This is a genomic window from Paenibacillus zeirhizosphaerae (assembly GCF_030705605.1).
Classification (GTDB): Bacteria; Bacillota; Bacilli; order Paenibacillales; family Paenibacillaceae; genus Paenibacillus; species Paenibacillus zeirhizosphaerae.
In genome coordinates this window covers 186,480-201,109 of record NZ_JAPCKK010000031.1, presented here as the reverse complement: position 1 = coordinate 201,109, position 14,630 = coordinate 186,480, and the positions used below count along the sequence as shown (strand labels likewise).

Sequence of the window (14,630 nt, the reverse complement as noted above, 5' to 3'; positions counted from 1 at the left end):
ACGAAGCAATTCCGGAAAAGCGGCAGCGTTCACCTTTGACCCGAAGGGTCAACAGTGATTGTAGGAATGCTTCGTTCTCGGAGCGTCTCACCCACGCACGAAACACACACGAAAAGAGTACCCCGGTCAAGAGCCTTTGGGGACACCCTCTTTCTAGCGTTCGAATTAAAATTAAAAGTAAATCTCAATAAATAAAAGGATTCTCATCATATAAGTCCCAATTTACCTTTAATTATCTATGCAAAATTGCTGTTTATTTATGTAAGCTTATACGCAAAGCAAATAGCTTTTGCATGGATGTTAAAATTTGGAGCAAAGGGGACATCTTTTTGTGAGTTCAAATCCTACTTTTTTATCCGCAGGAGACACCAACGTGTCGTCTTCCAAACGTCTGCCCTGGGCTGGACTGCTCGCGCTCTCCATGGCCGTATTTATCTGTATTCTAACGGAAAGCCTGCCCGCGGGCTTGCTGCCTCAAATCGCGCTAGACCTCGGGATCACGGAGGCTCTTGCCGGACAATGGGTCACGCTGTATGCGGTTGGATCTCTTGTGGCGGCTATCCCTTTGACAGCGGCTACGCGTGGCTGGAGACGCCGCCCTCTTTTATTGATGTGTATCCTCGGCTTTCTGGTTTTTAACACCGTTACGGCATTGTCTTCTGTATATATGCTGACGCTTGCTGCACGTTTTTTTGCCGGGGTCTCTGCTGGTGTTCTCTGGGGCATGACTGCCGGTTATGCTCGCCGAATGGTGCCTGATGTACTGAAAGGTAGAGCAATGGCGGTGGCTATGGCCGGGACGCCCTTGGCCTTGGCGTTAGGTGTTCCGGTCGGTACCTTTTTCGGTTCATATATGGGGTGGCGTTTCATCTTTGCAGCCGTATCTGTGCTGACAGCAGCCCTCATATTATGGGTGCTTTGGAAGTTGCCGGATTATGCCGGAGAGCCTGCAGGTGGGCAGCTCCCGCTTCACAAGGTTTTTCTGATCCCCGGGGTGCGCCCGATTTTGTTCGTCGTTGTGGCTTGGGTACTGGCTCATAATATCCTCTACACTTATATTGCATCTTACCTTGCGGGAACTTCCCTTGCCCAACGGGTTGATCTGGTGTTGCTTATTTTCGGTATAACCTCTGTCGCCGGTATTTGGATTACCGGCATGCTGATTGACCGTTTCTTGAGATCTCTGGTTCTAATCAGCATTGGGGGATTTGCGCTGGTATCAGCCGCCTTGGGGAGCGGTACTGACCAACCGGCGGTTATTATTCTTGGTGTTACCGCATGGGGACTTACGTTTGGGGGAGCGGCCACATTGCTGCAAACTGCAATCGCTCAAGCCGGAGGCCAAAGCGCGGATATAGCCCAATCCATGCTGGTTACAGCATGGAACCTGGCAATCGGCGGGGGAGGCATCATCGGCGGGTTCCTTCTCGAGTGGTTCGGGGCGGGATCCCTCCCAGGCTCCTTATTCATACTGCTGCTCCCCGCCTTGCTTATCACTTGGCTGGCTAGAAAGCATGGGTTTCCTTCCGGTTAAGGGTGTATTCACTGCTTTATGCAAGCAGATTTGTTTCTTCAATGAGATTTTTATATGCGATTGGTGAGGACATCACGATTAGCGTTGTATAGGTTCCGTATTGATCGCATCGGTTTTCAAATTCCTCCAGTCCTTGGGTTGAATCCGTCAGAACCTTCAATAAGTAGTTGTGTTCTCCGCTTATTCGATAACATTCCGCCACCTCCGGTGATGAACGGCAAAAATCAATGAAGGCGTAGCAATCCCGTGTGCGAACAAGCATATAGGCCGTGCTCTGCCTTCCTACTTTTTGTGGTGAAATCACGGCGCGATATTCCTCAATAACTTCTTTTTCCTCCATCCTTTTCACTCGTTCCGTTACGGCAGGCTGAGACAGCCCTACCAGCTTTCCCAGGTCGGTCATTGATAATCTCGCCTGGCTTTGTAAATGGAACAGAATACTTTTATCAATTTCATCCATGAAATCCCCTCCTTTTAAGTTATAAGATATTCTTTTCAAATACCTTTATATTCATCGCAATTGTCCGTTTAGGGCTTTATCACCTTATGTAAAACTGGCGAAATCATTTATATAATAAACACACTGCTTTAAAGAATCAAGTAAATAGCTTATTGAGAGAGGATGATACCCATGAGAAGTATAGACCTGGAGTTCCTGCAAACCAAGGTCAATGAAGTGATCAACCGTACACTGGAAGAAAAAAGAGTCGTGGGTACCGTTGTACAAATCGCATTAGGCGGAAACCTCGTATACAGCAGGGCCGCGGGTATGGCTGATCGGGAGCAGCAACGGCCAATGAAGGAAAATGCTTTATTCCGTTACGCTTCGGTAACCAAGCCCATTGTATCAACTGCAGCTTTAGTATTAATTTCCCAAGGGAGATTGCAGTTGAACGATTTAGTGGAAAGGTGGCTGCCTAATTTTCGCCCCAAGCTGCCCCATGGGCAAGATGTCTCTATAACCGTTCATCATTTGATTACGCACACCGCGGGCTTAACATACCGCTTCTTTCAGGAAGATCAGGGGGCATATGAGCTTGCTGGAGTATCGGATGGCATGGAGCTGGCCGGGATAACTCTTGAAGAGAACCTACAAAGACTTGCTTCCGTTCCGCTTCTTTATGAACCGGGAACAATGTGGAGATATTCGATTGCAACGGATGTGCTTGGAGCGGTTATTGAAAAGGTCACGGGTCTGCCGTTAAGTGAAGCTGTGAAGCTGCTTGTTACCCAGCCGCTTGCCATGAATGACACGGATTTTGCTGCCGTGGACAATGAGAGGCTGACTGCTGCTTATGCTGACAGTTCCGGGGAGCCCCGCCGTCTGCTAGAGTTTGATACCATACCATTTGTAGAGGGAACGGCGGGTTTTCGCCTTGCACCTGTTCGCGCTAACGATAAGACTGCCTATCCTTCCGGGGGAGCCGGTATGGTTGGCAGTGCCGAGGACTTTCTTAAGCTGCTGGAGGCGCTGCGGCAAGGTGGAGCTCCGATTCTGCCGAAAGAGCTTGTCACGGAAATGACGACCAATCAAATTGGAGATCTCGAGATGCCGTATTGGCCAGGAAGAGGTTTTGGCCTCGGTTTTACACTGCTCAAGGATCCTGCTGCTGCCGATACACCGGAATCGCTGGGAACATGGCGGATGGGAGGGACCTACGGTCATTCCTGGTTTGTTGACCCGATAGAAGAGCTCAGTGTTGTTGCATTCACAAATACGGCGCTCGAGGGAATGTCAGGCAGGTATACAACGGAGCTGTGCGAAGCCGTCTATGCCGGTGTCCGGGGAGTTAAGAAAGAGTAAGGCCACTACAATTAAGTGCTCACACTATTATCTTGAGGTATAAAAAAGGGTATGTTAAAGTAAGAATAGAAATAAGGACGGTTCCACCAACCGTCCCCAGCGCAACAACTTTGAGCGGGTTCACCCCTCTAGCAGAATATTTAAGCGGGAAGAAGTGACCTCACAGGTGGCGACCTATGAGCGGGTCACTTCTTCTTTTTATCCAGATATGTCAGGAGTGCAATAAGAAAAGTTGCAAACATGATAACATCTGAGAAAGAGAAGTTCATACGGTTCACCTCCCTTCTGGAGGGAACCGACCCACTCAAGGTGTGTTGTACAAGCTAAATTATACCATTATACCGGGCTCTCATGCGAGGGTCCTTTTTCTTTAAACCAGAGCTTACGGCTGATGGACTTCGTTTTTTGTATGTGCTAAAGGCGTGAGCTTGACTATAAAACTTACACATGTAATAATTTAAGTATTACAGTTGTAATATATAAAAGACAAGGGGGGGATGCCAGTCCAATGCATCGAAAAATAAGAAAGAAGGATTCCGAACAATAGTATAACGAAAAGAGGGTTACATCTTGAAAAAATACTTATTTGTTATAAATAAAATGGCTCTATTGGTGTCGGTGTTTTGTCTAATTGTACTGGTTGGCTGCACAAAAACGGGTGCTTCGAGCCCGCCCGTCAGTGCTTCAAATCCGCCGGTTGAGAAGGAAACATCCAACGAATCGAATGCAGCTTTCGAACAGCTTGAGAGCAAGTATGACGCCCGGCTGGGCGTGTTTGTTCTGGATACAGGCACAGGCAAAGAGGTTGCCTATCGGGCCGATGAGCGCTTTGCCTATACGTCCACCTTCAAGGCCCTGGCAGCAGGCGCGGTTCTGCAGCAGAAATCAAACGATGAACTGGATGAAGTCATTAAGTTTACCAAGGATGATCTGGTCACGTATTCACCGATTACGGAACAGCATGTGGATACTGGAATGGATCTCAAGGAAATCAGCGATGCGGCCATCCGTTATAGCGATAATACGGCAGGAAATCTGCTGTTGAAAGCGCTCGGTGGGCCTGAAGGCTTCGAAAAAGCGATGAGAGCCAACGGTGACACGGTAATTATGGCCGACCGCTATGAGACAGAATTGAATGAAGCTATTCCCGGGGACCCGCGTGATACGAGTACGCCCAAGGCCCTTGCCAACAGCCTCAAAGTGCTGGCGGTTGACGACTCCATGCCTGATGACAAACAAGAACTGCTTATCGGCTGGTTAAAGGAAAATACTACCGGTGACGAACTGATTCGGGCAGGTGTGCCAGAGGATTGGGTAGTTGGTGACAAGACGGGCGCAGGAGGTTATGGCACCCGCAACGATGTTGCCATCGTATGGCCGCCAGACCGGGAACCTGTCATCATCGCTGTAATGTCCAGCCGTGATACCGAGGATGCCGAGTATGACAATGCTTTAATCGCCCAGGCAGCCAAGACAGCATTGCAAGCCCTGGAGTAATTGTGGCGAAACCCCCGAAATGGTGGAGAAGGGCTGTGAAACGCCCTCCTCCCTTTTCACAAGGTGATATTTTGGACAGTGGGAAGGCCTTTATGATGCAAGCTCCTTCTTGGCTTGGGCTTGATTGTTCACAATACCGCTGAATATAAAACATAATAACGAACCGGCAAAGCAAGCAGCCGCAAACAAACCCACGCTGGAAAAACCGTTAAAAGTCGCGTAAAGCAGACCAGCGATCCAAGAACCGAGCGTTGTCGCAGCGTACATGATCGAGTTGGCCAAGCTGGAGATCGTGCCGCGGATGGTCGGATTTAATGAATTCAACATTCCCAATATGAGTGGAAAAGCGATTCCCATGTTAACGAATATGAAAAAGTAAACACCTTCGAAGGCCGCAACCGATGGCAAGTGAGGCAAAACAATGAAACATGCGATAGAGACAAGAAAACCCGCAACCAGCGTATTGAAACGGTTTAATTTTTGGATCACATAGGCACCGCCGAAGCTCCCGACTATATTCCCGAGACCAAGAAAAAACATGACATACCCTGCTTGATCAATTGAAAGGTGAAAGCGGTCTGTCACCCATTTTCCAATGAAAGAAAAGGCAGCAAAGAATCCGCCTTGAAATAAGAAATGAGCGAGGAAGGCCCTTCTCGCCAATGGGCTGTTCAATAGAGGGAGGTATCTGCTGAAAATCGGATTCTTGGTTTGTGGGTCTTGATTCGGTTTCATTGCGGGTAAAGCATAGAAGATAAATACCGCGACCAATAATGCACATGCTCCGATGGTGAAAAAGGGATAAGACCAATGGGTGGAGGCAAGCAGGCTTCCAATAGGGATGCCGAACGCTTGGGATGCAGCCAAGCCTGCCATGACGATTCCTGATACTTTGGCGATTTTGGATGGCGGGAACAGGGCAGGGATCGAGGCCCAGACTTGAGGCGCCGTAAATGCAGCGCTGACTCCGGCCAAGAACCGGAATAAGAACATCGACCCAAACCCTGTGGCAAAGCCGCATAACATGGTCGAAACCGCGAAACAGACCATGCCGGAGAGCATGACCTTTTTGCGGTCCCAACCATCGGAAAGAGGTCCGGCAATCAGTGCAAATAGGGCATAACCTAAAGCATAGGCTCCTACCATCCAACCCGCATATTCGGTCGGAATATGAAACATATTTTGAAGCGTGGGGATGAGCGGAGAAATCAAAAAAGTATCCGTGCCGATCACAAACATGACTAGGAAGAACAAGGTCGTTAATCTAAACATGTTATTCACCCTTTTTAATAGTTATAAAGTTCAAAAACTATTGAACTAATGAAGAAAAAAATTTCCGTCTACAACGTATCCAGAAATCCAGGTAAGTAAGTTTGAAACGTCTCTAAATCGATACTCATATACTTCGCTTGAGCTTCTTTTCGTACCTTGATCAATTTCGCCTCCTTTAAAGCACGCAAGTGATACGAAGTATTCGATTTCGTAGTATCGCGAATGTCTCCTACTTCTCCACAATTCATCTCCTTTCTGCTGGTGTACAGAGCCCGTATGATGTCCAATCTTGTTTCATCCGCTAATGCCTTAAATATTTTGACTCGGAGCTCGTCATTTATTATTTTTTGAGTAGTCATAAAACCATTGTACTAAGATATCGCCACAAATCAAGCCTTAAGTGAAATGAAGAGGAAGGCGTTATATAATAGATCAAGCTTAAACTTTTCGATGGAGGTTCCTGTAATGAAAGAATTGCCGCAAATCTCGGAAGCCGAGTTCGAAGTCATGAAAGTGATTTGGAATCATGCGCCGATCAGCACGAATGAAGTGATTGAAAAGCTTGTCAAGACGAGCACATGGAGTCCGAAGACGATTCAAACCCTGCTGCTCCGGCTGGTTAAGAAAAAGGCGCTGACCTATAAAAAAGAAAGCCGTGTTTTTGTATATACGCCCTTGATTCAGGAAGACGAATATATCGAGCACGAGAGCAAAAGCTTTCTTAACCGTTTTTACAATGGAACCTTGAATTCCATGGTGCTGAATTTTCTGGAGCATGATCAAATGTCCAAAGAGGATATCGATGAGCTGCGCAAGATTTTGGATGATCGATTTAAAAAAGGAGACGGGTCATGAGCCTTTCCTATTTGTTGATCATGTTCGCCGTATCCTCCCTGTCCGTCGGGCTTGTGCTTGCCATAAGGAACGTTTTCAAAAAGCAGTTGTCAGCCAGGTGGCGGTACAATCTGTGGTCTTTGCTGTTCATTGCATTGACGCTGCCGTTCATTCCTCAGCATCTCTTTGGCTTTGGCGATCATGTTACGGCTTTATTTACGACCGACCCGGCAAGCCTGGTGCATAGTGCCACCGGCGGTGAAGCTCCAGACCGAACTGCGGACAGCGTAAACTGGCTGCAGGACATTTCACTGTCTGTTCAGCGCACCTCGCCGGCTTTTCTGAACCATGTGATTGCCGTGATATGGGCGGTGGGAGTGCTGGTTTTGACCGGTGTGGCCCTACACGGCTGGCGCAAGCTGTGGTTGATTCAAAATACAACGTCCGCCATGGAGAATTCGGAAATTATAAATTTGTTCGAGCAGTGCAAGCGGGAGTTAAAAATCTCTGGCAACATTATTTTGGGTGAGTCTCCACTTGTCTCATCTCCAATGACGTTTGGCTTATTGCGCACCTATGTCGTTTTCCCTGAATCCTCGGATACCTGGTTATCCGCAAAAGATATGAAATATATTATCCTGCATGAACTGCATCATTATAAAAACAAAGATATGGTGATGAACTATTTCACATTGATTTTTCAAGTGGTTTATTGGTTTAATCCGCTGGTCTGGATCGCTTTCCGCGAGATGAGGCTGGACCGGGAGATCGCCTGTGATACCGCTGTTTTGCAGTCACTTGATCCTGAATGCTACGGCGAGTATGGCAATACCATTATTCATTTTCTGAAGACTTCAGCAGCCTCTGGAAATGCTGTGCTGGCCAGCTCCCTGGCAGGCCCGAAGGAGCAGATCAAAGAACGTATTATAAGAATCGCCGCTTTCAAAACGGAAACCAGGCTGCAGAAGCTGAAGGGCTTCGCAATCTTTGTGATGGTGGGGCTTGTGATCATGGCCCAGTTTCCATTCGTATCCGTCATGGCGCAGGATGATGACCGTTATGAATGGAACAGCGAGCGTGTGGTGTATGAGGATCTTGGGCGGTATTTTGGTGATACTGACGGCAGCTTTGTGTTGTATGATATGCGGGCCGATAGCTATGAAATCTACAATAAAGACAAGAGTGAAACCAGAGTTTCCCCGGACTCCACTTATAAAATTTACAGCTCGCTGTTTGGACTGGAGATGAATGTGATCACGACTGAAAAATCCACCCTGCCTTGGGACGGGAAGTCCTATCCTTTTAGTTCCTGGAACAGGGACCAGGATTTAAATTCAGCGCTGAAAAGCTCGGTGAACTGGTATTTCCAGGAAATCGATAGGAAGGTGGGGCAGGAGCGCCTGCAGATGTATTTGCAGCAGATCGGTTACGGCAATCTGAATCTGTCTGGAGGAATGGGGGAGTTTTGGCTGGAATCCTCGTTGAAAATCTCTCCTGTAGAGCAGGTTCAGCTGTTAACGGCTTTATACAACAATGAATTTGGATTTGATGAGCGTCATGTTAGTGCAGTCAAAGCCGCCATCCGCTTAAAGCAAAAAGATGGAGCCGTTTTATCCGGGAAAACAGGCACAGGTACGGTGAGCCACCAAGATATCAATGGCTGGTTCATAGGTTATGTGGAAAACGGAGGCAGAACGTATATTTTTGCGGCGAATATGCAAAATGAAAAACAGGCCAGTGGAAGCAGGGCAGCAGAGATTAGCCTGGCTATATTAAAGGATAAAGGGATTTTTTAAGAAAATGAGCTCAGGTGTTAGCCGTAGAGATGGAAGTGAGCCAATACCGCAGTCTAGCGTTGAATTTCGGCGTTGTGGACTGCGGTATTTTTTTGGCCGAATCATAATAAAGATATAGACACATATATCGAATCGACATATAATATATATCGAAAAGACATATATAGAATGGTTGTGAATGCATTGTACGAATTGTTTATCCTGGGAGAGTTGATGACTGGCGAGAAGCACGGCTACATGCTGCAGGACGTTCTAAAGAACTCCGTCGGGCTTGGACGGAAGATCAGCTCGGGAACGCTCTATCCTCTCCTGTCCCGTATGACGGATGCCGGCTGGATCCATCTGCGTGTGGAGGAGGAAACGAAAGGGGGACGGACAAGAAAAATATACGAGATTACAAACGCGGGAGCTGAACGTTTCGTGGAGCTTATGGCGTCACCGTTCGATTCCAATTGGGATATCGAGACACAGTACACCTTCCGTTTCAAAATGGTCTATTTTCAGTATGTAACCCAAGAGCTTCGCATAGAATGTCTGAATCAATATTTGCAGCTTCTGGTGAAGAGCCTTAAAACGGTATCAGACTTCGAGTTTTACCTGCAGACGAACAAGCCGGAGCCGGAGAAGCAGCGTGTTCAGCTATTAAGGGTGTTCGACCATCGCAAACGGCTGGCGGAGACGGAAATGCAGTGGGTTAAGGAAGAAATAGAACGGGTCCAGGCGCAGGAAGACTAACGGCCTGCTGAATGGTGCCCGCAAGGAGGATACAATGGAGCGCATATGGACGAAGTCCTTTATCCAAATGACATTATCTATGTTAATGCTGTTTATGGGGTTTTATTTGCTGCTGCCTACGCTGCCGCTTTTCATTAAAGAAATCGGGGGAAACGAAGCGCAGATTGGTGCTGCTGCCGGCGCTTTTACGATAACTGCGGTATTGTTTCGCCCGCTTGTGGGCGGATTGCTTGACCGCTACGGCAGAAGGCCGTTTATGCTCGGCGGATTTCTGGTATTCATCCTGTCTATGTATCTTTACGATTGGGTGGGCGGCCTGCTGAGCCTGTTTGCGCTTCGGGTACTGCATGGTGCGAGCTGGGCGTTCACAACAACGGCTGTCAGCACTTCCGTTACGGACGTGATTCCGGAATCACGCAGGGGAGAAGGCATGGGATGGTTCGGGATGGCGATGACCTTGGCTATGGCCACAGGACCTATGCTGGGTGTGTGGATGTTGGACAACGGATCGTTTCACGCGCTTTTTTTGGCTGCAACAGGACTGTCCGTCGTGGCGTTCTTGCTGGTTGCTCCTGTCCGGATCCCGTTCCAGCCCAAAAAAGCAGGCGGGAAAATAGAAATGTTCGATAAATCGGTTTTGCCTGTGACGGTCTGCCTTTTCTTTCTGGCTGTGGCTTATGGGGGAATCACCACCTTTTTACCTCTCTTCTCGGAATCGATCCAGGTCAACCCGGGTACATTCTTTCTGGTTTATGCTATTTCATTAACGTTAGTAAGGCCGATAGCAGGGAAGCTGTCCGACCGGATCGGCGAGAGGTACGTGATCGTGCCGGCGCTGATTGTGACGATATTGTCGCTGGTGATCCTAAGCTTCGCGGGTGGCTTATTGTCTGTGATGATTGCTGCTGTTCTTTACGGGATCGGCTTCGGTGCTGCACAGCCGGCGCTGCAGGTGTTGAATTTGCGGCTTGTTCCTCCGCACAAAAAGGGAGTGGCTAACGCCTCGTTTATGACAGCGTTCGATCTTGGCATTGGGCTGGGAGCTATTATTCTCGGATGGGTGTCCCAGCTTATGGGCTATTCTGTACTGTTCGCAGTTTGTGCAGCATCCGTGGCTGTATCCGTGCTGTTATTTATCATCATGCAATCATTGAAATCAGGAAAACAGAAGCAAGCGGGTTAAACAGGAATTTATACATTTGGGGAGAAGGGAGCCGCTGTGGAGCGGCTCTTTTGTATCCATTTGTTTCCTGAAAAGGGGAAGAAAAAAGATTGACAACTTGTATATACAGGTATAGAATCAACTTGCTTGTATATACAGGTTATTTGGCTGGATTTCATTTTTTATTACTGAATTTTGGAGGCATTTCATATGAGCAGGATGAAGGAACAGGACTGGTGGAGAAAGCTTACGGTGTATCAGGTATATCCGAAGAGCTTCAAGGATACGACCGGTTCGGGCTCAGGGGATATCAAGGGCCTGACCAGCAAGCTGGATTATTTAAAGGATCTCGGGATCGATATCGTCTGGCTGCAGCCGGTTTATGTCAGCCCGCAAAATGATAACGGTTACGACGTGGCGGATTATTACAGCATCAACCCCGATTTTGGTACGATGGAGGACTTTGACGAATTGGTTCGTGAGATTAGGAGGCGCGGGATGCATCTCATGATTGATATTGTGGTCAATCACTCCTCGACGGAGCATGAATGGTTCAAGAAAGCCAGACAATCGAGGGATAACCCGTACAGAGACTATTATATTTGGCGGGATCCGGCGCCTGATGGCGGACCTCCGAATAACTGGCAGTCCAAATTTGGCGGACCGGCCTGGCAGTATGACGAGACCACGGGGCAATATTTTCTCACGCTGTTTGACAAGACCCAGGCTGACCTGAACTGGGAGAATGACAAGGTTAGGGAAGATGTTATCAAGATGATGACCTTTTGGGCGGAGAAAGGTGTTAGCGGTTTCAGATTGGATGTCATCAACCTGATCTCCAAAAATCAGCAGTTTCCTAATGATGAAGGTGCGAGCCAGCCAGCAGACGGGCGTGTCTATTATACGGACGGGCCGCGTGTTCACGAGTTTGTGAAGGAGCTTCACGAGAAGATATTCGCTCCACATCATATGGTGACGGTCGGAGAGATGTCTTCTACAACGCTGGAGAACTGCATACGGTATTCCAACCCGGATGAAAAGGAGTTTTCCATGACCTTTAACTTTCATCATCTGAAGGTGGATTATCCGAATAATAATAAATGGGAGCTTATGCCTTATGATTTTGAGCAGTTGAAAAAGCTGCTGTCCCAGTGGCAGCTGGGCATGCAGGAGGGCGGCGGCTGGAATGCCTTATTCTTCAACAATCACGACCAGCCACGCGCCGTATCCCGCTTCCTCAATGATGGTCCTTATCTGGCTGAAAGCGCCAAGCTGCTGGCAACGACCCTTCATGGTTTGCAAGGTACTCCTTACGTTTATCAGGGGGAAGAAATCGGCATGCCGAATCCGCAGTGGCACAGCATCGATGAAATCAGGGACATCGAATCCCAAAATATGTACCGGATTTTACAGGAACGGGGCAAAGCAGCCGAGGAAGCCTTTGCTATCATCAAGGAGCGCTCAAGAGACAATTCCAGAACTCCGATGCTGTGGGACGACAGCCCGCAGGCCGGCTTCACGAGTGGAACTCCCTGGATCAAGGTGGATGAGCGGTACCGTTCCCTCCATGTGAAGCAGCAATTATCGGATCCGAAATCGGTGTACCAGCATTATCGTAAATTGATAGCGCTGCGCAAGCAGATTCAGGTGTTTACGGATGGGAGTTTTGAGCGGCTTGACGAAGAACATCCCCAAATTTTTGCTTACAGCCGCAGGAATGCCAGCGAAATGCTGTTTGTCATTTCCAATTTCAGTGCGGACGAGGCTGCATTTAGGCTCCCGGATCATTTTTGGACTATGATCAAAGACACACCTGCTAAACTATTGCTTGGCAACACAGACGCTGAGCCTGAACTGCAGCAGCAGTTGGAGCTGAGCCCGTACGCTTCTTTTATGTGGATTATCCGTTAAGCATTGATGTTAATTCAGAGGAGAGAGTAACATGGCGATGAACAAGAAGGATGTAGAGCTGATCATTCAGGCTGTCGGTGGCAAAGAAAACATCGAAGCAGCCACGCATTGTGTTACCCGGCTCAGATTTTCGCTGCAGGATGAAAGCAAGGTGGATGAAGCCGCGCTTGAAAGCAATGAGCTGGTCAAAGGGCATTTCTCTACCCAGGGGCAATTCCAGGTGATTATTGGGCCTGGTCTTGTCGATAAAGTGTATGACGAGATGATGAAGATCACCGGTGGGCAGCGGGTCACCAAGGATGAGCTGAAGGAGATTGCAAGCAAAAAGCAAAATCCGATTCAGCGGGCGATCAAAGCGCTGGCAGATATTTTTATTCCTATTCTGCCAGCGATCGTGACCGCCGGTCTGCTGCTCGGGATTAACAATATTTTGACTGGGCCGGGCATTTTCTTCGACGGGCAATCGCTGGTGCAGGTCTATCCGCAATGGAAGGATTTCGCCTCCATCATTAATACGATTGCAAGCACGGCGTTTACCTTCCTGCCGGCCTTAATAGGCTGGTCTGCCGTGACCCGTTTTGGCGGCAGCCCGCTGCTTGGCATCGTGCTTGGGCTGATTCTCGTCCACCCCGACCTGTTAAGCGGCTACGGTTATGCTGAAGCGAAGACGAACGGAACCGTTCCTGTATGGAACCTGTTCGGCTGGGAGGTGGAGAAGATCGGTTACCAGGGCCAGGTGCTGCCTGTGCTGGTTTCGGCTTATATCCTGGCCAAGATTGAAGCATTCATGAATAAAAGGGTGGCTGACGCGTTCAAGCTGCTGATCGTTGCTCCCATAACGCTTTTAATTACAGGCTTTCTGGCTTTTACCGTAATCGGACCGGTTACGTTTGCCATCGGCAACGCGATTACGTCCGGGCTGGTTTATATTTTCGGACTGGCTCCTGCGCTTGGCGGGCTGATCTATGGCGGGCTGTATGCGCTGCTTGTTATTACCGGCATGCATCATACCTTTCTGGCGGTGGATGTACAACTGATCGCTTCCCAGGGCGGCACCTTCCTATGGCCGATGCTGGCGCTATCCAATATCGCACAGGGTGCAGCCGCACTGGGCATGCTGCTCGTATTTAAGCAAAAGAAAAGCAAAGGTCTTGCAGTAACGTCTTCGGTCTCTGCTTTTCTGGGCGTTACGGAGCCTGCTATCTTTGGTGTCAATGTACGATACAAATTTCCGTTCGTCTTTGGTATGATCGGCTCCGCTATAGCTGGCGTTTTACTGACGGTGAATGGCGTGCTTGCGTCCTCCGTTGGCGTTGGCGGTATTCCCGGCTTTCTGTCCATCTATCCTAACCAGTGGGGTGTATTCTTCCTGGGCATGGCCATTGTATTGATCATTCCGTTCACAGCGACATTGCTTTATGGCAAGTGGACGAACCGCAAGACAATCGGCAATGTGGATAATAGCTTCAATACCGAACCGGAAGCTGCCGAACGTTCTGAAACGATTGTTGAACAAGAGTACCCGGCGGTTTCTGAAAGCGCAGACAACAAGGAGCTCTTTCTGGAAATCAAGTCTCCGTTAACGGGCAAAACGGTGGAGCTGTCGGAAGTGCCTGACCCCGCTTTTTCAAGCGGTGCCATGGGTCAGGGAATTGCCGTGGAACCGGCCGAGGGCAAAATCACGGCTCCGTTCGACGGTGTGGTGGCCCATGTGATCAAGAGCAAACATGCCGTGATGCTGGAGCATGTCTCTGGAGTTCAGATTCTTATTCATGTCGGAATCAATACGGTGTCTTTAAAAGGCAGCGGTTATACCGTCCACGTTCAGGAGGGCGATGTGGTAAAAGCCGGCCAACTGCTGCTGGAGTTTGACCGCGAACGGATTCGCGCAGCCGGACATCCGTTGATTACGCCGATTATTCTGGCTGGCGGCCAGGAACGGATTGAACGGGTGGAGCAAATCGCACAGGGTGAGGTTCGAAGCGGTCAGGATATCGTGCTTAAAGTTCATCTGAAAGGGTAGAAGCCTTGTAGAGGGCAGTCCAAGGGAATGAGCCGGAAGCTGGATTGTGCAAAATGCTCATG

At 48.7% G+C, this 14,630-nt stretch carries 12 protein-coding genes; 9 read left to right on the top strand and 3 right to left on the bottom strand.

Annotation, left to right across the window (positions count from 1 at the left end):
• Positions 1-421 precede the first annotated feature (421 nt).
• Positions 422-1,534 (top strand): MFS transporter, encoded by a 1,113-nt coding sequence (locus OIN60_RS20145; RefSeq protein WP_305756760.1) that lies wholly within the window; start codon positions 422-424, stop codon positions 1,532-1,534.
• 16 nt (positions 1,535-1,550) lie between these two features.
• On the opposite strand, the gene OIN60_RS20140 is transcribed toward OIN60_RS20145, so the two are convergent.
• Positions 1,551-1,994 carry an Lrp/AsnC family transcriptional regulator gene (locus OIN60_RS20140; RefSeq protein WP_305756663.1) on the bottom strand — a complete coding sequence of 148 codons (444 nt, stop codon included), beginning with the start codon at positions 1,992-1,994 and terminating at the stop codon, positions 1,551-1,553.
• A 171-nt stretch (positions 1,995-2,165) separates the two neighbouring features.
• Between OIN60_RS20140 and OIN60_RS20135 the strand changes: the two genes are divergently transcribed.
• Together OIN60_RS20135 and bla are read left to right on the top strand one after the other, a co-directional pair.
• Positions 2,166-3,338 (top strand): serine hydrolase domain-containing protein, encoded by a 1,173-nt coding sequence (locus OIN60_RS20135; protein WP_305756662.1) that lies wholly within the window; start codon positions 2,166-2,168, stop codon positions 3,336-3,338.
• Between the two features lie 600 nt (positions 3,339-3,938).
• On the top strand, positions 3,939-4,835 hold the full coding sequence (gene bla / locus OIN60_RS20130; RefSeq protein ID WP_370872575.1) for a class A beta-lactamase: 897 nt from the start codon (positions 3,939-3,941) through the stop codon (positions 4,833-4,835).
• A gap of 90 nt (positions 4,836-4,925) precedes the next feature.
• On the opposite strand, the gene OIN60_RS20125 is transcribed toward bla, so the two are convergent.
• Both OIN60_RS20125 and OIN60_RS20120 read right to left on the bottom strand, forming a co-directional pair.
• Positions 4,926-6,107: an MFS transporter gene (locus tag OIN60_RS20125; RefSeq protein WP_305756660.1), complete on the bottom strand. Its 1,182-nt coding sequence runs from the start codon at positions 6,105-6,107 to the stop codon at positions 4,926-4,928.
• Positions 6,108-6,175: 68 nt separating this feature from the next.
• Entirely contained in the window at positions 6,176-6,466 is a 291-nt protein-coding gene (locus tag OIN60_RS20120; protein ID WP_095287432.1) for an ArsR/SmtB family transcription factor, read from the bottom strand.
• 106 nt (positions 6,467-6,572) lie between these two features.
• Here OIN60_RS20120 and OIN60_RS20115 point away from each other — a divergent pair, with 106 nt between their 5' ends.
• From OIN60_RS20115 to treP, 6 genes are all read left to right on the top strand, one after another.
• Positions 6,573-6,962: a BlaI/MecI/CopY family transcriptional regulator gene (locus OIN60_RS20115; protein WP_305756659.1), complete on the top strand. Its 390-nt coding sequence runs from the start codon at positions 6,573-6,575 to the stop codon at positions 6,960-6,962.
• Entirely contained in the window at positions 6,959-8,737 is a 1,779-nt protein-coding gene (locus tag OIN60_RS20110; RefSeq protein WP_305756658.1) for a BlaR1 family beta-lactam sensor/signal transducer, read from the top strand. The genes OIN60_RS20115 and OIN60_RS20110 overlap by 4 nt, the downstream gene beginning before the upstream one ends.
• Before the next feature lie 174 nt (positions 8,738-8,911).
• A complete protein-coding gene (locus tag OIN60_RS20105; protein ID WP_370872574.1) occupies positions 8,912-9,472 on the top strand; it encodes a PadR family transcriptional regulator in 561 nt (186 codons plus the stop codon).
• A 34-nt stretch (positions 9,473-9,506) separates the two neighbouring features.
• Positions 9,507-10,655: an MFS transporter gene (locus OIN60_RS20100; protein ID WP_305756656.1), complete on the top strand. Its 1,149-nt coding sequence runs from the start codon at positions 9,507-9,509 to the stop codon at positions 10,653-10,655.
• A 189-nt stretch (positions 10,656-10,844) separates the two neighbouring features.
• The gene (gene treC, locus OIN60_RS20095) at positions 10,845-12,545 is read left to right on the top strand and encodes an alpha,alpha-phosphotrehalase (RefSeq protein ID WP_305756655.1); all 1,701 of its coding nucleotides are present in this window, start codon (positions 10,845-10,847) and stop codon (positions 12,543-12,545) included.
• Between the two features lie 31 nt (positions 12,546-12,576).
• Positions 12,577-14,568, top strand: a complete 1,992-nt coding sequence (gene treP, locus OIN60_RS20090) for a PTS system trehalose-specific EIIBC component (protein WP_305756654.1) — start codon at positions 12,577-12,579, stop codon at positions 14,566-14,568.
• Positions 14,569-14,630: the final 62 nt, after the last annotated feature.

Excerpts from the sequence above, each read along its gene's own strand:
- OIN60_RS20145 (WP_305756760.1), top strand. The coding sequence starts at position 422 with ATGGCCGTATTTATCTGTATTCTAACGGAAAGCCTGCCCGCGGGCTTG.
- OIN60_RS20140 (WP_305756663.1), bottom strand. The coding sequence starts at position 1,994 with ATGGATGAAATTGATAAAAGTATTCTGTTCCATTTACAAAGCCAGGCG.
- OIN60_RS20135 (WP_305756662.1), top strand. The coding sequence starts at position 2,166 with ATGAGAAGTATAGACCTGGAGTTCCTGCAAACCAAGGTCAATGAAGTG.
- bla (WP_370872575.1), top strand. The coding sequence starts at position 3,939 with ATGGCTCTATTGGTGTCGGTGTTTTGTCTAATTGTACTGGTTGGCTGC.
- OIN60_RS20125 (WP_305756660.1), bottom strand. The coding sequence starts at position 6,107 with ATGTTTAGATTAACGACCTTGTTCTTCCTAGTCATGTTTGTGATCGGC.
- OIN60_RS20120 (WP_095287432.1), bottom strand. The coding sequence starts at position 6,466 with ATGACTACTCAAAAAATAATAAATGACGAGCTCCGAGTCAAAATATTT.
- OIN60_RS20115 (WP_305756659.1), top strand. The coding sequence starts at position 6,573 with ATGAAAGAATTGCCGCAAATCTCGGAAGCCGAGTTCGAAGTCATGAAA.
- OIN60_RS20110 (WP_305756658.1), top strand. The coding sequence starts at position 6,959 with ATGAGCCTTTCCTATTTGTTGATCATGTTCGCCGTATCCTCCCTGTCC.
- OIN60_RS20100 (WP_305756656.1), top strand. The coding sequence starts at position 9,507 with ATGGAGCGCATATGGACGAAGTCCTTTATCCAAATGACATTATCTATG.
- treC (WP_305756655.1), top strand. The coding sequence starts at position 10,845 with ATGAGCAGGATGAAGGAACAGGACTGGTGGAGAAAGCTTACGGTGTAT.
- treP (WP_305756654.1), top strand. The coding sequence starts at position 12,577 with ATGGCGATGAACAAGAAGGATGTAGAGCTGATCATTCAGGCTGTCGGT.